Genomic DNA, 17,545 nt, shown 5'->3' on the forward strand with positions numbered 1-17,545 from the left:
TTTCCAGCACGATGTAGAGACGCGACACTTCGTGTCTCGGTGGCCGCGCCGTAAAGGTGTTGGCAACGGTAATCGTTCAACGCCGAGACGCGAGGTGTCGCGTCTCTACAGCAATACTGAAAGCGCCTTCCCGAGCGGGAAGGCGCTTTTTTTTGCTACTTTGGTACACACTTTTCTACAATTCCCACCACATGGCTCCGCTCGCCTCCCTCCTCTCCGAATACGGCGAAAGCCACCAGAACCCCACCAACAAGCTGGTGCATTGGGTATGCGTGCCGCTGATTATGTTTTCGCTCATTGGCCTGCTGTGGGCCATTCCGGTGCCGATGACCATTCAGCAGCTCAGCCCCTGGCTGAATTGGGGCACGCTGGTAATGGCGCTGGCCCTCCTGTACTACGTGCGGCTGAGCGGGCGGCTGGCGCTGGGCATGCTACTGGTGTGGGTGGCCATGGCCGCCATGCTGCGCGTGGTGGCAGGCGCGGCGGCCCTGCCGCTGTGGGGCATATGCCTCATCATTTTTGCGCTGGCCTGGGTAGGCCAGTTCTGGGGGCACAAGGTAGAAGGCAAGAAACCGAGTTTCCTCAAGGACCTGCAGTTTCTGCTCATCGGGCCGCTGTGGCTGCTGCACTTCATGTACCGCCGCCTGGGCTGGGGGTACTAAGTGTCTGCTGCCGGTCTAACCGGCCGGCGATGACTATTTCACCGCCGCGCCCGTTTCCGAAACCGGCTCATAGGTCATGGCCAGCCGCTTGGTGTCGCCCGTCACGGTGAGGTCGAGTACTGCTTGCTTGGCGCTGGGATTAAGCAGCACGGCCGTCGAGCCCTCGGCAAACCGGAGCACGCCGCGCTGCCCCGGGGCCAGCGTGGTTTTGCCGAAGATGCCCCCGCCCCGCGGCCGCTCTCGAACCTCGACCGGCACCGGGCCCACGTTGTGCGCCGACACCCGGAAAGCTCCCGGCTGCTCGCCACCCAGAATAAATTGCTTACCCGACTCGATGAGCAGGTGCGAATGAATGGTGCCGGCCACGCCCAGCAGGGGCAGCAACACTACTCCAACAAAAGCTGACAAATGGACGACGCGGCGGGCTGGCAATCGAAACAGCGTTTTCATGAGTGTGGAGTTTGGTGAATTGATGGCCCAAAAGTCCCCCCACTTTGCCTTTCCCGCGCCTCAACTTATGGCTTGCGCCGCTTCCGCTTATGATTTGGGACGTGCCACCTCGCCCGGCGTGCGGCCAGTCAGCTTCTTGAACACCCGGTTGAACGTGGACTTCGAGTTGAAGCCCGATTCTAACGCAATGCCAACCAGCGAGTAATGCGCCAGGCGCGGGTCTTGCAGCTTGCGCTCGGCCTCGGCCACGCGGTAGCTGTTCACGAAGTCGTTGAAGTTCTGCCCGCAACCGGTGTTGATGACGTGCGAGAGCAGCGAAGTATTGGTGCGCAGGCGGTAGGCCAGTTCGGCCAGGGTTAGCTCGGGCTCCAGCCAGGGCTGGTCGTCGGCCATCAGGGCCAGCAGCTTGTCGCGCCACGGGTGCAGCTCGGGGGCCAGCGTAGCGGCGGGTGCGGCCACCTTGGCAACCGGCGCGGGCGCTTCGGGCGACTCGCCCGGCGGCGTGGTCGGCACTTCGAAAGGCGCTTTAGCAACAGCCGCTTCGGCCGAGGCAGGCACCAGCGTGGCGGCCAACTCGGCCGTCAGAGCCTGGGCCGGCGCGGGCGCAGCAACTGCAGTAGCTCCCGCACCCGAAGCCCCCGCCAGCGGCGGAGCTTCTTCCGCCTCGGGCTCGAAGCGCAGGGGCGTAATGGCGGCAAAGTTAGCCTGCAGGCCTACAATGCTCAGGAAATAAATGAGCGCGCCGTTGGCAAAGTAGGCGTACCAGTAGTCGCCGTAGCCCAGCGGGCCGATGGCACGGTTCACCACGTCGAAGCTCAGCCACAGCACCAGGCCCAGCAGGGCCGCCACCAGCAAATCGCGCAGCCCCCGAAACCGCAGCCGGGCTGTGTCCGAAAAATTGTCGTCGAGGTATCGGCGGTAGCGCCGAAAGAGACGCAGCGTGGCCAGCCCGTAGCCCAGCATCAGGGCGTAGCCGAGCCAGTTGGCGGGGCCGCTCAGGTAGTCGAGCAGGTTGGCGGCTTCGCCCTTGGTGCCGTAGTGGTAGGGCAAGGCCTGCCCGTGCAAAGCGCGGCTCCAGACCAAATCATAGCCGGCCGCCCCGGCATAGAGGCCCACCAGCACCAGCCCGGGCAGCAGGTGCCGCCAGTGCTTGCGCAGGGTGAACTCCTGGTTGGTGAGGCTGCGGAAGTACAGGTAAAACGCCGGCCCCCACAGCAGCCAGGGCTGCCAGGGCACGTAGAACATGGTGGTGGAGTAGCCATCGTGGCTATCGTACCAGCCGGCGTAGCCCAGCATCCACTGCGCCACGGGCAGCACGTTCAGCAGCAGCAGCAGGGCCAGCAGCCCGTCGGGCAGGGTGCCGAAGCGCCAGGCCTTAACCAGCAGATGCCCCGCTAGCACCAGCCCCCACAACACAAACGGCAGCAGCAACCCGCTATGCGAACTAAATTGAAACAGCATACCGCGAAGCTAGTACACAGGCCCTTGGATTCGACTACGGCAGCCGTTACCAAGCCATGAAAAGACGCTGCCGCCCCGCCGCCGCGACAGCAGCACCGGGGCAGCAGCAGTAGTCAGCACCAGTCGGGAGTAGCGCGAACGATACCGTTCGCGCTACTCCCGACTGGCCCGACAGCCTAGCGGCTCGTAGCCAGCATACCCGCCAGCTCCTCCACGCATTCGGTGAGCTGCTCCCAGGCGGGCAGCATGAAATACTGGTTCTGGTAGCGCGCGCCGGTCACGGGCGTGTTCAGTACGGTTGCCAGGTCGAAGGCCGGGCGTGGCGTGAGCTCGTTCACGCAGTGGTGAATTTCGCCGGCCGACGACAGCAGGCCCGCTCCGTAGAGGTGCGGCTTACCGTCGGATTGCACCATACCAAACTCGGCTGTGAAGAAGTACAGCGCCCAGAGCTGCTCGCGGGCAGGCGAGCCTTCGGGCAGAGCCACGTAGGCCTGCCCCAGCTCGTGCAGGAAGTTGGCCAGGCCTTCATCAAGCAACATGGGCACGTGCCCAAACAGGTCGTGGAACAAGTCGGGCTCGGGGCTGAAATCGAAGGCGTACATCGGCCGGATGCGCGTCACCACCGGAAACTTACGCTCGGCCAGCAGGGCGAAAAACGCGGCCGGCTCGAACGGGCGGCCCACCGGGGCCAGCTGCCAGCCGGTTTCCTCAAATACCGTGGCGCTAAGCTCCCTTATGTCGGGAATGGCTTCGCGCCGGTAGCCCAGCCGGGCCAGGTTTTCCCAAAACACCGGCACGGCGCGGCGGTGCAGCAGCGCGGTCTGGCGGTCAAACAGCATTTTCCAGATGAGTTGGTCTTGGCTGGCGGTAGTAGCGGCGGGATTGTTAGTCGTAAACATAGCGTAACGATGAGGGGAAGTGCAGGTAAAATCGGGCGAAAAAAAAGCCCGATATCCTGGCGGATTCGGGCTTTTGAAGGTTTCTAGAGAAGTTCGGGTATCATGCCTCATCTTCCGGTAGCGCCAATCGCAGCCCGTACCCACCCTGTTTGGGGGCAGTCATTAGGGTGTTAATGCAATTGACGAAGTTGTGGCGCATGAGTGGAACGAATTTAGGAACCGATTCCGGAAATGCAAGCATTTCCCCACATTAATTTTTCTTTATTCCAGTTCCTGCCGCAGCGCATACACGCGGCGCAGGTTGCGAATCAGGCGGGCCGATTCGTCGAAATCCAGCGTCTGCGCCCCATCCGAGGCGGCAGTTTCGGGCGTTTCGTGGGTTTCGTACACGATGCCGTCGGCCCCGGCCATCACGCCCGCCAGCGCCATCGTGGGCACATGCTCCCGAATGCCGATGCCGTGCGAGGGGTCCACAATCACGGGCAGGTGGCTCTTGGCCTTCAGGATTGGTACCGCGTTCAAATCCAGCGTATTACGGCTGGCTGTTTCGAACGTACGGATGCCGCGCTCGCAGAGAATCAACTTCTCGTTGCCGCCCGAAAACACGTATTCAGCCGACGACAGCAGTTCCTCAATCGAGCCCGAAATGCCGCGCTTCAGCAGCACCGGCTTGTCGACGCCGCCCAGGGCATCGAGCAGGTTAAAGTTTTGGGTGTTGCGCGCGCCCACTTGGAATACGTCCACGAAGTCGTGCATTTCCTCCACCTGCGACACCTGCATCACTTCTGTCACGATTTTAAGGCCGCGCGCCCGGGCCATGCGATGGAAATCGCGCAGCCCCTCCAGTCCCAGCCCTCGGAAGGCATAGGGCGACGAGCGGGGCTTGAACACGCCGCCGCGCATCAGACGCACGCCGTTGGCTACGAGGTGGTCCATCACCTTTTCCATCTGGGCCTCGCTCTCGATGCTGCACGGGCCGGCGCACAAGGCCAACGAGCCTTCGCCGATGGTCACGCCATCGCCGAGGTCGAGCACGGTGGGCTTCACGCGCCACTTGCGGCTCACGAGCTTGTAGTCGTCGCTCACGCGGTGCACGTCGCGCACGCCCGGCAGCTGGCCGATGGTGCGGATGTCGAATTCCTTCTTGCCGATGGCCACCAGGTAGTGGGCGTGCTGGGTCGTGACTTCGGTGGCTTTGTAGCCCTGCTGCTTCAGGTGCTCGGTGATGGTGGGCACCGAGGCGTTTTTTTCGAGTTGGATTATCACAGAATTATTCGAGAAGAAAAGCACGTCATGCAGAGCGCAGCGAAGCATCTCGCGTGCAACTACTAATTAATGACGTTGAAACGATTGGGTTACTTCAGCACGCGAGATGCTTCGCTGCGCTCTGCATGACGTTCGAGATTACGCCGGCTTGATGCCGCGTACGAAGCGCGCCGCTTCGGCCGGGGCGTCGGTGGCATCCTCCAGGGCGCGGATGAGGGCCGAGCCGATGATGGCACCCTCGGCGTGCTCGCAGGCGCACTCGAAACCGGCTTTGTCGCCGATGCCGAAGCCGATGAGGCGCGGGTTGCGCAGTTTCAGGGCGGCGATGCGCTCGAAGTACTGCTGCTGCGCCACGGCATCGGGCAGGGTGGTACCGCCGGTAGTGCCGGGGCCCGAAACGAGGTAGAGGAAGGCTTCGGAGAGGCGGTCGAGGTGGCGGATGCGCTCCTCCGAGGTTTGCGGGGTGATGAGGAAGACGGCTTTCAGACCATACTTCTTAAAGGTTTCCTGGTAGAACTCTTCGTACTCGGCCAGCGGCAGGTCGGGTAGGATGAGGCCGTCGACGCCCACTTCGGCGGCCTGGCGGCAGAATTCTTCGACCCCGAACTGCATCACGGGGTTGAGGTAGCCCATGAGCAGCACCGGCGTTTCGGGCACGGCAGCGCGCAGGCTCTTTAGCTGCTCGAACAGCACGGGCAGGTTCATGCCGTTGGCCAGCGCCACCGAGCTGCTGCCCTGGATGACCGGGCCATCGGCCAGCGGGTCGGAGAAGGGCATGCCGATTTCGAGGATGTCGGCCCCGGCGTCGACCAGCGCTTTGGCCAGCGGAATAGTGTCGTGCAGGCTGGGGTAGCCAGCGGTGAAGTAGGTATTGAGCAGGTTGGTTTTGCTCGCGAAGGCGTGTTTGATGCGGTCCATATATAATAGGTATCGGGGAGCCGCAGGCTACACCAGCTTGTCCATGTTCTTGAGGTAGGTTTCCAGGTCTTTGTCGCCGCGGCCGGAGAGGTTCACCACCACCACATCGTCGGGGCCGGCGCCGAGCTGGCCCAGGGCGGCCAGGGCGTGGGCCGTTTCAAGGGCCGGGATGATGCCTTCCATGCGGCTGCACTCGGCCACGGCGGCCAGGGCGTCGTCGTCGGTGATGGCGATGAACTCGGAGCGGCCCACTTCGCCCAGGTAGGCGTGCAGCGGCCCGATGCCGGGGTAGTCGAGGCCCGCGCTCAGCGAGTAGGGCTCGGTAATCTGACCGTGCTCGTCCTGCATCAGCAGTGTTTTGCTGCCGTGGATGATGCCCGGCGTGCCCAGCACCGATGTCGCCGCCGAGTGCCCCGAGTGGATGCCGTGCCCGGCTGCTTCCACCGCAATCAGGCGCACCGAAGGCTCATCCAGAAAGTGGTAGAACGCACCGGCCGCGTTGGAGCCGCCACCCACGCAGGCCACCACGAAATCGGGCAGCTCGGTACCGGTTTTTTCCAGCAGCTGGGCGCGCATCTCCTCGCTGATAATGGCCTGCAGGCGGGCCACCAAATCGGGGTACGGGTGCGGGCCCACCACCGAGCCGATGATGTAGTGCGTATCGACGGGGTTGGCAATCCAGTCGCGGATGGCCTCGTTGGTGGCGTCTTTCAGGGTCTGGCTGCCGCTTTCGGCGCGGCGCACTTCGGCCCCGAGCAGGCGCATGCGGGCCACGTTGGGGGCCTGGCGCTCGATGTCGACGGCGCCCATGTACACCACGCAGGGCAGGCCCATTAGGGCGCACACGGTGGCAGTGGCCACGCCGTGCTGCCCGGCGCCGGTTTCGGCGATGATGCGCGTTTTGCCCAGCCGCTTGGCCAGCAGAATCTGGCCCACGGTGTTGTTGATTTTGTGCGCGCCGGTGTGGCAGAGGTCTTCGCGCTTGAAGAAAATACGGGTGCCGTATTTCTCCGACAGGCGCTTGGCCTCGAACAGCGGCGTGGGGCGGCCCACGTAGTCGCGGAGCAGCTGCTTCAACTCAGCCTGAAACTCGGGCTCGGCCATGATGTCCAGGTACTGCGTGCGCAGCTCCTCCACGTTGGGATAGAGCATTTCGGGCACGAAGGCGCCGCCAAACTGGCCGTAGTAGCCGCGCTCGGTGGGTTTTTGGTAAGAGGGGATAGCAGTCATAGGGTTGGCGCGCCGGAGCGCAGTTGGGTGAGCATTTGGGCTAATCGGCCGGCATCTTTCACGCCGGGCGCGGTCTCGAAACCGCTGTTCAAATCGACACCGGCCAGACCGGGCAGGCGCAGGGCCGCCAGCTCGGCGGCGTGTTCCAGCCCCAGCCCGCCGGCCAGGAAATAGGGCACAGGCAGGTTGTAGGACTGCAACAAATTCCAGTTGAAAACGGCCCCGTTGCCGCCGGGCGCGGCACCTTTGGTATCAAACAAAAAGTAGTCGCAAAACGGCACGTAGGGCAGCAGGGCGTCGAAATCAACCGCCTCCCCTACCGAAAACGCTTTTAGTACCAGCAAGCCGGCTTCGTTCAGCTCCTCGCACTGCGCGGGCGACTCCTGGCCGTGCAGCTGCACGGCGGCCAGGCCGAAGCGCTGGACTGTGGCGAGGATGTTGGCGGTGGTTTCGTTCACGAACACGCCCACCTTCCAAATGGTCGGCGGCAGGGCGCGCACCAGCCCGGGGGCCAGCACCTCGCCCACAAAGCGCGGCGACTTGGGCGCGAAGATGAAGCCCAGAAAATTCGGCCCCAGCGCGGCCACGCCGGCCAGGGCAGCCTCGTCGCGCATACCGCACACCTTCACCAGCAGCCGCGCCGGGGCCTCGGGAGCTGCGGCAGCAGCTTTCGCACCAGGTACACCAGCGGCAGCGGCTAAAGCGGAAATGTCGGGGCGGGGCGTTTTCATGGCCGGCAACTAGGCTACTACCGACTCGATTTTCGGCAGGGCGGCGATTTCCTGCACCAGCGCGGCGCAGGCGCGCTCGGGCCGGGCGTGGCGCATGAAGGCCTCGCCCAGCAGAAAGCCGCGGAAGCCCACTTCGCGCAGCTGGCCAATGGCGGCCGCCGTGGAAATGCCGCTTTCCGACACCTTCACAAACTCGTTCGGAATGGCTTCGGCCAGCGCCATCGAGGTATCGAGGCTGAGGCTGAAATCGTGCAGGTTGCGGTTGTTCACGCCGATGAGGTTCACGGCGTCGGCGTTGATGGAGCGGGCCAGCTCTTCGCCGTCGTGCACTTCGAGCAGCACTTCGAGGCCGAGCGAGCGGGCCAGACGGCCCAGCGTATCAATCTCGGCAGGCGTGAGCACGGCGGCAATCAGTAGCACGGCATCGGCCCCCACGCTCTTGGCTTCGAGAATCTGGTACTCATCGACCACAAAATCCTTGCGCACGATGGGGCAGAAATTGAAGCGGCGCGCCGTGGTCAAATCCTCGTTCTTCCCGCCGAAAAACTCGGTATCGGTGAGGACGGACAGTGCCGCCGCGCCGGCCTGCATGTAGCCCAGCGTGGTGCGCTCGACGGGCGCATACTGGTTAATCCAGCCCTTGGAGGGCGACTTGCGCTTAAACTCAGCAATGAGCCCGCTGCCGCCTTCGCGCAGCAGGTACTTGCGCAGCGACAACGGCTGCGAGTTGAAATACAAGCTGGTTTCGAGCAGCTTGGTGGGCAACAGCTCGCGGCGGCTGGCAATTTCCTGGCGCTTGTGGGCGACGATGGTATCGAGGATGGTGGCTTGGGACATGACTTGAAAAACAGCAGCGCGACGGATTTGCTTCGCGCTATGTAGAAATTTTATTGAGTGGCCAGCATGGTTTCGAAAGCCCGTCGGGCCGCGCCCGAGTCTAACGACTCGCGGCTGAGGGCCAGGGCGGCGTCCCAGCTCAGGCCGGGGCGGGCGCATTGCAGGGCCAGGGCGGCGTTGGCGGTGGTTACGTTGCGCTGGGCCTCGGTGCCGTGGCCATCGAGCACGTGCTTGAAGAGCTCGGCGGCGGCCGTCACGGTGCTGCCGCCGGATAGGTCGTCGGGCGTGCAGGCCGGCAGGCCCAGCGTGTCGGCAGTAAACAGCCGCTCGCCTTCGAACGACGACACCACCTTGGCCGGGCCGGTGAGGGCCAGCTCGTCGTAGCCATCGAGGGCGTGCACTACTGCGTAGCGCGCGCCGGTGGGCTGCATCAGGTAGTGGTAGAGGCGCTGGAGCTCCAGGCTGAACACGCCCAGCAACTGGGCCGTGGGCCGGGCCGGGTTCACCAGCGGGCCGAGAATGTTGAAGAAGGTGCGCAGCCCAAGCTCGCGCCGGATGGGCCCGGCGTGCCGCATAGCCGGATGGAAAGCCGGCGCGTGCAGAAAGCAAATGCCTGCCCGGTCGAGCTGCCGCCGCAGCTGGTCGGGGCTGGCTTCGAAATTGTAGCCAAAATGCGCCAGCACGTTCGAAGCGCCCGATACCGACGACACCCCGAAGTTGCCGTGCTTGGCCACCAGCGTGCCCGCCCCGGCCACGATAAAGCAGGCCAGCGTGGAGATATTAATCGTGTTTTTACCGTCGCCGCCCGTGCCCACGATGTCCACGAGCTCATGCGTGCCCAGCTCCGGGTCGCGGCTCAAATCTAGCAGGGCCTGGCGGAAGCCGGCCAGTTCGGCCACCGTGATGGGCCGCATGCGGTACACGGCCAGGAAAGCCGCCGTTTCGGCCGGGTTGGCCCCGCCCTCGCCCAATTGGCGCATGGCGGCGTGGGCCTCGGCATGCGTCAGGGGCTGGTGGTCGAAAAGCTTGGTGAGAATGTGTTTCAATGCTTTTGATTTCTTTTCAGAACGTTATGCTGAGCGCAGCCGAAGTATCTCGCTCGCATCGTTCAACGATTTATTTACTACTACACGCGAGATGCTTCGGCTACGCTCAGCATGACGTTCTTTCTCAGATTTCTACTTCAACCAGTTTTCCAGCATCTGCGCGCCGTGCTCGGTTAGGATGCTTTCGGGGTGGAACTGCACGCCGCGCACGTCGTACTGGCGGTGGCGGAAGGCCAGCACCTCGCCGTTGGCGTCGCGGGCCGTTACTTCCAGCGTCGGGGGCATCGACTCGGGCCGCACCGCCCACGAGTGGTAGCGCCCCACTTGGAACCGCTTGGGCAGCCCGGCAAACAGGCGCTCGTCGGCTACGGTTACTTCGGCTTCGTTGGCCACGCCGTGCAGCACGGCGGGGATATTGTAGAGCTCCGCCCCGAAGCTTTCGGCCAGGCCCTGGTGGCCCAGGCACACGCCCAGAATGCGTTTGGTGGGCGCATACCGCTCAATGATATCCGGCATCAGCCCAGCTTCCAACGGAATACCGGGGCCGGGCGAGAGCAGGATGGCGTCGTAGGCGTTTACGTCCTCCAGCGTCAGCTGGTCGTTGCGTGTCACGGTCATGTTCGGGCCGTGGCCGAGCTCGCGCAGCAGGTGCACCAGGTTGTAGGTGAAGGAGTCGTAGTTATCGAGAACGAGGATTTTCATGGCAGTAAGCTGGAATTATTTCACGTTTTCAGCGGCCCGCAGCGCGGCACGCAGGGCGCCCAGCTTGTGGTGCACCTCTTCCAGCTCCGACTGCGTGTTAGAAGCCGCCACCACACCCGCGCCGGCCTGGAAATACAGCTGGTTGCCGGTGCTCAGAAACGAGCGAATCATAATGGCGTGGTTGAAGCTGCCATCGAAGCCTAGAAAGCCCAGGCAGCCGCCGTAGTAGCCGCGGGCGGTGGGCTCCAGCCCATCAATGAGTTGAATGGCGCGAAACTTAGGGGCGCCAGAAAGCGTGCCAGCCGGGAAAGTGTCGGCTACCACTTGCAGCGTATCAGTATTTTCGGCCAGTTCGGCCGTCACCTTACTTACAAGGTGGATGACGTGCGAGTAAAACTGGATTTCGCGCAGCGTGCGCACTTCCACTTTGGTGCCGTGGCGGGCCAGGTCGTTACGGGCCAGGTCTACCAACATCACGTGTTCGGCATTTTCCTTGGGGTCGGCGGCCAGGCGCTGGGCGGCGGCGGCATCAGCGGCATCGTCGCCGGTGCGGCGGTAGGTGCCCGCAATTGGGAACAGAGTGGCCTCGCGGCCCTGTACCAGCACCTGCGCCTCGGGCGAGGAGCCAAAGATTTTATAGTCGCCGTAATCGAAGTAAAACAGATAGGGCGAAGGATTAATGGACCGCAGCGCCCGGTACACGTTGAACTCATCGCCCGAAAAGCCCTGCTGAAACCGGCGCGAGAGCACAATCTGGAACACATCGCCGCGCAGGCAGTGCGCCTGCCCCTGCGTGAGGCGGGCCAAAAACTCGGCATCGGTCTGGTTGGTCTGCTCCTCCCCTTCGGTGGCAAAATCGAAAGCTGGCACGCTGGGGTGGCGCACCAGGTTTTCGAGGCGGTCGAGGCCGTCGGTTGCGGCTATGGCCTCGCCGGCCACGCTGTGCTCGAACAGGTACAGCTCCTGCCGTAAGTGGTTGAAAGCGATGACGTAACGGTACACCCCGTAGCGAATCAGCGGAATGTCGCCTGCCGGCACTTTCTCGGAGTTTAGCTGCACATCCTCAAAGCTTTGCACGGCCTCGTAGCCCATGTAGCCAAACAGGCCAGTGCTGATGAAGGGCAGCTTTTCGGCCGCGGCATCGGGCGTACCGGCGGCGGCGAAGTCTCGCAGCCGGGCTAGGGCTTCGCGCGGGTGAGCCAGGTTTTCGGTGGTTTCGGCAGAGCCGGGCAGCAGTTGGCGCAGCACGCCACCGCGCCGAAGCTCAAACGTGGCCAGCGGCTCGCACACCAAGTAGCTGAAGGCGTTTTGCTGGCCGTGGTAGTCGGCGCTTTCCAGCAGCAGACAGTTGGCGTATTGGTCGCGCAGGCGCAGAAACAGGCCCACCGGCGTTACGGTATCGGCGAGCAGGCGGCGGGAGCGGGTGATGAGTTGATAAGACACAGAATTGAAAGCGAGAAGCGGAAACGCAAAAAGCCCGGCTGTGGGCCGGGCTTTTTGTGGAATCAGGTAAAATCAAGTTGACTTCACGAGGCGCACAGCAAGGCCGGTCCGATGTTTCGGAGCTGCCACCACCAAGCCTGCGAAGTACGATGTGCGTTCATATTGAGAGGGCGCTTCGACTGAAACGCGTGGCAAAGGTAAAACGTTTTTCTTAAAACCCCGGCAATCAAAAGCAAAAATCCATACGAAACTATCAACACATGGTTGTAAAGTTCGCCAATTTTACAACCAGTCACTTCAGCAATGAATCTTGTTAACTGCTACTTACGTGGCATTGAACTCATGGCTTTCATCGCCGGGCGCATAAGAAAGCGATAAGCCGCTGGGAACTCCCGCCGCCAGAACCACTCCTTATGTTCGCCATCGGGCGGGGCCGAAAATGCCACGTTGGCGGCGGGCACGCCTTCCGCGCGTAGCTCGTCGCGCCATTGCCTCATCAGCGGCAGCATGGTTTCCGATTCCTTTGGCCCGCACACGAAATAGAATCGGGTGGTACGTGCTGCTGGGTGGGTTTTTGCGTAGGCACGCAACGAATCGTTGCACACCCAGAAAGCGGGCGAAAACGCGCCCACCGCGCCAAACACTTTCGGATATTTCAGGGCGGCGTACACCGAAATGAGCCCGCCAAGGCTGGAGCCGGCTATGCCCGTATGGGCGGCGTCGGGCCGAGTGCGGTAGTGTGCGTCAATGTACGGCTTGAGCGTGCGGGCCAGAAAATCGACGTAGGCGCCGCCCTGACCGCCCTGGTGAGGCTGGTCCTTAAGCTCGGCGCTGGGCCAGGGAATGTATTCGTCGGTGCGAAACTGGTCGCCGTTGTCGACGGCCACCACAATGGTGCCGGTGGCATCCTGGCCAGCTTTGCGCAGGCGGTCGAGGGTTTCGTCTACGCCCCACTCACCACCGAAGCTGGTGGCGTCGTCGAATACGTTTTGGCCGTCGTGCAGGTAGAGCACGGGGTAGCGACGGCTTGGGTTTGCCGCATAGTCGGCTGGCAGGTAAAGCCACACGCGCCGCTGTCGGCCCAGTTGCGGCATGTTGAAGGTGGCCGACAGCACGCGCACCTGCGGCGTGGCGGTGTGCTTTTTGGCTGTCCCGCCTTTCTGGTCGGCCCAGGCCATTACTTCGGCCGATACCTCATGGGAAGTTGTCAGGTCGGTTTTGCGGTTGGCAATTTGGGCGTCGTTGCCATCTACCTCCACCGTAGGCCAGCTGCCACGCGTGAACTTATATTCTACGGTGCCCAATCCAGCCGGCAGGCTGAGCTGGTGGGTGCCATCAGCCAGTCGGCGCAAAGCGTGGGCGCGACTGTGCGGGTTCCAGTTGTTAAAGGAGCCGGCCACAAAAATGGTATCGGTGACCGGCGTAGTAGCGGGCACATGGGTAAGTTTGAGCAGGACCTGCGCGCTGGCCGAACCACACGATAAGGCCAAGGCGCCAAGTAGCAGCGCCGCACGTTGGGGCAGTGATGGCATCATGGCTTAGCGAATGGTTTCGCCGGTGCCGGCGCCCCGCTCGGCCGCGTCCATCTTGCGCAGCGTGTACACGGCGCGCACCGAGTCGACTCCGGGCAAACCGTTGGCCTGGAAATCCAGAAACGCCCCCTTTTTCTGCGGGCCCTTCACAAAGTGCCGGTACTCTTCGGCCGATTCGAGCACCACGTATAAGTAGCCCGACGAGGGGACTTTCAGGCGGGAGAAGAAGCTGCGGCCGTCGCCCACGGGGCGGCGCGTGTCCTCAGCCACGGCGCTGGTGCCCAGCAGGCGGTACTTGGTCACGTCGCTGCCCGGCAGGGCCAGGTTGCCGAGGCCGTCGACGAACACCTCGCGGCGCATCATGAGGTGCTCCAGGTCGAGGGTTTTGAGCAGGCCTAGGTTCTCCTCCGACATGATGAGCTGCTGCACCGACTTGCCGGGCGCGGGCTCTTCGTAGTACACCAGCACCGGTTTTTTAAGCTTGACCTTGTTCACCACAAGCGCCTGGGCGGTTGGCTCATCGGCGCTGCTTTGCGACTGAATGGGCGAATACACCGGCGGCGGCTTGGGCGCGGCTTTGCCGGCGGGCTGCCTGCTGCTGCCTTTGGGGGCAGGCTTGCGCGAGCCGGGGCGGGTTTGCGCCGTGGCGCTGAGCCCGGAAGTCACCAGTAGCAAGGCAACGAGCAGTAGGTGCTTTTTCATTTTCTAAGGAAAAGCCAAAAGTAACGACGTTGGCGGGCCGATGCAAGGCTGCTGGCAGCCCGGCGCTGCGCCCACCGCGCAAGATAGGGACCGCCAAAATTCAATTTGCCAGACGGGACGGCGCCCCGGCCCCAAGTTAGCAAGCTCGCCGCATTTTCCGGCTTGAGGGCTGCGAGGCAAACATGGTGCCTAACCAACGTTTGCATCCGGCAGCGGATGAACGCCCAACTATAGCTGTCCCGAAAGCAATGCGAAAACCGTCGCAAATTTTCTTCAAAAAAATAGGGCTGCGCGGCCCATTGTGCAAACGTTTGCGTACCTTAGTTTCGCCTTTTCGATAGCAGCTTTCACCAGATGCGCCAATTATTTATTTCAGCGTTTTGATTATCTGTTTGTTACCTGCCACCACCCAGCACTCGCACAGCGTTTTGCTCACCCCCTCCGGCAGCTGGAAACGCACGCCAACAATCGCTGCCGAATGCTGTCTTACATAGGCACTGGTGCCCTTTATGGGAAATTTTTCCGACCGGCCCCGAACCCAATCGTTTTTGCCCCAATAACCATACTTCTTACACTCTTTTTTACCCGCTCACATTTTCCCACCAAATTCCCGTTTTCATGAAACACCCTTATCTAGCGAAACTACTGTTTCTGCTACTGTTCGCCGCCTTCGGCTTCCCCTCAACGGCCCAGGCACAAACCGGTACCATCAGCGGCCGCGTGACTGATGGCAAGAACGAAGGCATTCCGGGCGCTACCATCCTCGTCGAGGGTACCTCGCTGGGCAGCTCTTCGAACGTGGACGGGACTTTCTCGGTACAGAACGTGCCGGCAGGTCCTCAAACCGTTGTGATTTCGTTCGTGGGCTACAACTCGGTGCGTCGCCCCGTGACGGTGGCCGCCGGCCAGAACGCCGAAGTAACCGCTTCGCTGGCCGAAAACACCACCCAGCTGTCCGAAGCCGTGGTGGTAGGCTATGGCACCCAGCGCCGGCAGGACATCACCGGCGCCGTGACCACGGTGGACTCGCGCCAGTTTGTGCAGGGCCAGATTACCAACCCCGAGCAATTGATTCAGGGCAAAGTGGCCGGTGTGGCCATCACCTCGAGCGGTGGCGCGCCCGGCGCGGGCAACACCATCCGCATCCGCGGCAACTCGTCGCTCAACGCCAACAGCGACCCGCTGTATGTAATTGACGGCGTGCCCGTTGACAAGGCCACCATCAGTGGCACTTCCAACCCGCTTTCGCTCATTAACCCCAGCGACATCGAAACCTTCACCGTGCTGAAGGATGCTTCGGCCACGGCCATCTACGGCAACCGGGCCGCGGGCGGCGTTATCCTCATCACCACCAAGCGGGGCCTGCAAGGCGACAAGCTGCGCGTGGAGCTGAACTCGCAGGTGGGCGTGTCAACGGTGGCCAAGCGCTACGAAACGCTGTCAACCGACGAGTTCCGCCGCCTGATTCAGGCCAACGGCTCGGCTTCGCAGATTGCCTCGCTGGGCTCGGCCAACACCGACTGGCAGAAAGAGATTTTCCGCACCGCCGCCACCTACGACAACACCGTGAGCCTGATTGGCAACGTGGCCAAGGTGCCCTTCCGCGTGTCGTACGGCAACCTCTACCAGGAAGGCATCGTCATCACCAACAGCCTGAAGCGTAACTCGGGCTCGGTAAGCCTGACCCCCACCCTGCTCGACAACCACCTGCGCATCGACCTGAACGCCAAAGGCTCCATCGTCGACAACCGCTTCGTTGACTATGGCACCGTGGCCGGCGCCGCGCTCTACGACCCCACCCAGCCGGTGCGGTCGACCGAAGCCCGCTTTGCGCGATACGGTGGCTACAACCAGTTCACCAACTCGGTGGGCCAGCCGCTGGGCAACGCTCCCGGCAACCCGGTGGCCGCCCTCCAAAACTCGAACAACACCAGCACGGCCAAGCGCTTCATCGGCAACGTGCAGCTGGACTACAAAGTGCACGGCATCGACGGCCTGCGCGCCAACCTGAACCTAGGCATGGACGCTTCGCGCGGCCGCGGCAGCAACGTCATCCAACCCACCGACTTCGGCAACTACAACACCCTCACGGCCGACCCCAACCTGAACGGGCGCTACACGCAGTACTCGCAGGACAAGGACATGAAGCTGCTCGAAGCGTACCTGGCCTACGGCAAGCAGTTGGGCGGCACGAAGATTGACGTGCAGGTGGGCCACGCCTACCAGTCGTTTGTGGACCAGGGCCCCAACTTCCTGGATTACCGCTTCGACCGCAAAACCAAGGTAAACAAAACCGACACCCTGTTGCTGCCGGCTTATTACAACAAGTACGTGCTGCTTTCCTACTTCGGCCGCGCCACGGTGAACGTGCAGGACAAGTACCTGCTGACGGCCACCCTGCGCAACGACAACACGTCGCGCTTCCGCGAGGGCTACCGCAGCGGCTGGTTCCCGGCCCTGGGCCTGGCCTGGCGCGTGAAAAACGAAGCTTTCCTGAAGGACAACACGGTGATTTCGGAACTGAAGCTGCGCGCCGGCTACGGCCGCACCGGCCAGCAGGACGTGGGCGGTGCCTACGACACGCAGCCCCGCTACGTGGTGACCGGCTCGACGACTTCCTACCCGCTGGGCGGCAATCCGGGCGTGATTGTTCCTACGTATAGCGTACAGGGATACAACGCCACACTGACCTTCGAGAAAACCAACACCCTGAACGCCGGTCTGGACCTGGGCTTCTTCGACAACCGCTTCACGGCCACCGTGGACGTGTACGAGCGCAAAGCCACCGACCTGCTGGCGCTGGTGAACTTCTCGGCCGGTTCGAACTTTACCAACCAGTTGAACAAAAACATTGGCTCGATGACCAACCGGGGTATCGAACTTGGCTTAAATTACGACGTGTTGCGGGGCGAAAACCTGAACTGGAGCGTGAACCTGAACGGGGCGTACAATGTTAACAAAATCACCGCCTTGGACCAGCAGCCGGAGGGCATTTCGCCCTACAAAGTTGGTGGCATCGGGGTGGCACTGGCAACACCATTCAAATCAACGCTGTGGGACAGCCTTTCAACACCTTCTTTGTAGCGCAGCAGGTGTACGGCCCGGACGGCCGCCCGGTGGAAGGCCTTTATGTTGACCGCAATGGCGACGGCGTTATCAACGACCAGGACTACGTGTACTACAAGCGTCCGTACCCGCTCGTGACGCTGGGCTTCAGCTCCAATTTGACCTACAAGAAGCTGGCGCTGGCCTTCACGCTGCGCAGCAACCTCGGCAACTACGTGTATAACTCCAACGCTGCCAACTACGGCACTTACGCCAACGCCCAGGGTTCGACGAACTTCGTGAATAACCTGAGCCCCGACGTGCTGAACACGGGCTTCACCCGCCAGCAGGTGTTCTCGGATTACTACGTACAAAACGCTTCGTTCCTGCGCTGCGACAACATCTCGCTGGGCTACAACGTGGGCAAGGTGCTCGGCGCCTCCACGCTGCGCATCACCGGCAACGTGCAGAATGCGTTCGTGGTAACCAAATACAAGGGCCTGGACCCCGAAGTACTGAACGCGGCATCGCCCACCTCGGGCGCCACGTTTGGCATCGACTCTAACTTTTACCCGCGTGCCCGCACCTACACCCTGGGCCTTGCTCTCGGCTTTTAATTCC

16 protein-coding genes are annotated in these 17,545 nt (G+C 62.5%); 3 read left to right on the top strand and 13 right to left on the bottom strand.

Going from position 1 to position 17,545, the window contains the following annotated elements; all coding sequences use genetic code 11:
* Positions 1-191: 191 nt before the first annotated feature.
* Entirely contained in the window at positions 192-662 is a 471-nt protein-coding gene (locus tag MUN81_RS12855) for an Mpo1-like protein (RefSeq protein WP_245110951.1), read from the top strand.
* A 33-nt stretch (positions 663-695) separates the two neighbouring features.
* On the opposite strand, the gene MUN81_RS12860 is transcribed toward MUN81_RS12855, so the two are convergent.
* The 13 genes from MUN81_RS12860 to MUN81_RS12920 all read right to left on the bottom strand — a co-directional run bounded on the left by MUN81_RS12860 (position 696) and on the right by MUN81_RS12920 (position 13,879).
* The gene (locus tag MUN81_RS12860; RefSeq protein WP_245110954.1) at positions 696-1,112 is read right to left on the bottom strand and encodes a hypothetical protein; all 417 of its coding nucleotides are present in this window, start codon (positions 1,110-1,112) and stop codon (positions 696-698) included.
* Between the two features lie 87 nt (positions 1,113-1,199).
* The gene (locus MUN81_RS12865) at positions 1,200-2,573 is read right to left on the bottom strand and encodes a helix-turn-helix transcriptional regulator (RefSeq protein WP_245110956.1); all 1,374 of its coding nucleotides are present in this window, start codon (positions 2,571-2,573) and stop codon (positions 1,200-1,202) included.
* Between the two features lie 176 nt (positions 2,574-2,749).
* Positions 2,750-3,472, bottom strand: coding sequence for a phenylalanine-4-hydroxylase (locus MUN81_RS12870; protein WP_245110957.1), 723 nt, complete (start codon positions 3,470-3,472; stop codon positions 2,750-2,752).
* 261 nt (positions 3,473-3,733) lie between these two features.
* Entirely contained in the window at positions 3,734-4,738 is a 1,005-nt protein-coding gene (gene aroF, locus MUN81_RS12875) for a 3-deoxy-7-phosphoheptulonate synthase (protein WP_245110960.1), read from the bottom strand.
* Positions 4,739-4,876: 138 nt separating this feature from the next.
* Positions 4,877-5,656, bottom strand: coding sequence for a tryptophan synthase subunit alpha (trpA, locus tag MUN81_RS12880; protein ID WP_245110961.1), 780 nt, complete (start codon positions 5,654-5,656; stop codon positions 4,877-4,879).
* A gap of 27 nt (positions 5,657-5,683) precedes the next feature.
* Positions 5,684-6,886: a tryptophan synthase subunit beta gene (trpB, locus tag MUN81_RS12885; protein ID WP_245110963.1), complete on the bottom strand. Its 1,203-nt coding sequence runs from the start codon at positions 6,884-6,886 to the stop codon at positions 5,684-5,686.
* A complete protein-coding gene (locus tag MUN81_RS12890) occupies positions 6,883-7,617 on the bottom strand; it encodes a phosphoribosylanthranilate isomerase (protein WP_245110966.1) in 735 nt (244 codons plus the stop codon). Before MUN81_RS12890 ends, trpB begins: the two co-directional genes overlap by 4 nt.
* A 9-nt stretch (positions 7,618-7,626) precedes the next feature.
* Positions 7,627-8,454, bottom strand: a complete 828-nt coding sequence (gene trpC, locus MUN81_RS12895) for an indole-3-glycerol phosphate synthase TrpC (RefSeq protein WP_245110968.1) — start codon at positions 8,452-8,454, stop codon at positions 7,627-7,629.
* Positions 8,455-8,504: 50 nt separating this feature from the next.
* On the bottom strand, positions 8,505-9,500 hold the full coding sequence (gene trpD, locus MUN81_RS12900) for an anthranilate phosphoribosyltransferase (protein WP_245110970.1): 996 nt from the start codon (positions 9,498-9,500) through the stop codon (positions 8,505-8,507).
* Positions 9,501-9,632: 132 nt separating this feature from the next.
* Entirely contained in the window at positions 9,633-10,202 is a 570-nt protein-coding gene (locus MUN81_RS12905; protein ID WP_245110972.1) for an aminodeoxychorismate/anthranilate synthase component II, read from the bottom strand.
* A gap of 15 nt (positions 10,203-10,217) precedes the next feature.
* Positions 10,218-11,645, bottom strand: coding sequence for an anthranilate synthase component I family protein (locus MUN81_RS12910; protein WP_245110974.1), 1,428 nt, complete (start codon positions 11,643-11,645; stop codon positions 10,218-10,220).
* 320 nt (positions 11,646-11,965) lie between these two features.
* Complete coding sequence (locus MUN81_RS12915; protein WP_245110975.1) at positions 11,966-13,180, bottom strand: alpha/beta hydrolase-fold protein; 1,215 nt, start codon at positions 13,178-13,180, stop codon at positions 11,966-11,968.
* A gap of 3 nt (positions 13,181-13,183) precedes the next feature.
* Positions 13,184-13,879, bottom strand: a complete 696-nt coding sequence (locus tag MUN81_RS12920) for a hypothetical protein (protein WP_245110977.1) — start codon at positions 13,877-13,879, stop codon at positions 13,184-13,186.
* Positions 13,880-14,497: 618 nt separating this feature from the next.
* On the opposite strand from MUN81_RS12920, the gene MUN81_RS12925 reads away from it, so the two are divergent.
* The gene (locus MUN81_RS12925; protein ID WP_245110979.1) at positions 14,498-16,963 is read left to right on the top strand and encodes a SusC/RagA family TonB-linked outer membrane protein; all 2,466 of its coding nucleotides are present in this window, start codon (positions 14,498-14,500) and stop codon (positions 16,961-16,963) included.
* The gene (locus MUN81_RS12930) at positions 16,933-17,541 is read left to right on the top strand and encodes a hypothetical protein (protein WP_245110980.1); all 609 of its coding nucleotides are present in this window, start codon (positions 16,933-16,935) and stop codon (positions 17,539-17,541) included. Before MUN81_RS12925 ends, MUN81_RS12930 begins: the two co-directional genes overlap by 31 nt.
* The last annotated feature ends 4 nt before the right edge of the window (positions 17,542-17,545 follow it).

This window comes from Hymenobacter sp. 5317J-9 (genome assembly GCF_022921075.1).
GTDB lineage: Bacteria > Bacteroidota > Bacteroidia > Cytophagales > Hymenobacteraceae > Hymenobacter.

Bases quoted from the DNA above. Each gene is read 5' to 3' on its own strand.
- MUN81_RS12855 (WP_245110951.1), top strand. From the start codon at position 192: ATGGCTCCGCTCGCCTCCCTCCTCTCCGAATACGGCGAAAGCCACCAG.
- MUN81_RS12860 (WP_245110954.1), bottom strand. From the start codon at position 1,112: ATGAAAACGCTGTTTCGATTGCCAGCCCGCCGCGTCGTCCATTTGTCA.
- MUN81_RS12865 (WP_245110956.1), bottom strand. From the start codon at position 2,573: ATGCTGTTTCAATTTAGTTCGCATAGCGGGTTGCTGCTGCCGTTTGTG.
- MUN81_RS12870 (WP_245110957.1), bottom strand. From the start codon at position 3,472: ATGTTTACGACTAACAATCCCGCCGCTACTACCGCCAGCCAAGACCAA.
- trpA (WP_245110961.1), bottom strand. From the start codon at position 5,656: ATGGACCGCATCAAACACGCCTTCGCGAGCAAAACCAACCTGCTCAAT.
- trpB (WP_245110963.1), bottom strand. From the start codon at position 6,886: ATGACTGCTATCCCCTCTTACCAAAAACCCACCGAGCGCGGCTACTAC.
- MUN81_RS12890 (WP_245110966.1), bottom strand. From the start codon at position 7,617: ATGAAAACGCCCCGCCCCGACATTTCCGCTTTAGCCGCTGCCGCTGGT.
- trpC (WP_245110968.1), bottom strand. From the start codon at position 8,454: ATGTCCCAAGCCACCATCCTCGATACCATCGTCGCCCACAAGCGCCAG.
- MUN81_RS12905 (WP_245110972.1), bottom strand. From the start codon at position 10,202: ATGAAAATCCTCGTTCTCGATAACTACGACTCCTTCACCTACAACCTG.
- MUN81_RS12915 (WP_245110975.1), bottom strand. From the start codon at position 13,180: ATGATGCCATCACTGCCCCAACGTGCGGCGCTGCTACTTGGCGCCTTG.
- MUN81_RS12920 (WP_245110977.1), bottom strand. From the start codon at position 13,879: ATGAAAAAGCACCTACTGCTCGTTGCCTTGCTACTGGTGACTTCCGGG.
- MUN81_RS12925 (WP_245110979.1), top strand. From the start codon at position 14,498: ATGAAACACCCTTATCTAGCGAAACTACTGTTTCTGCTACTGTTCGCC.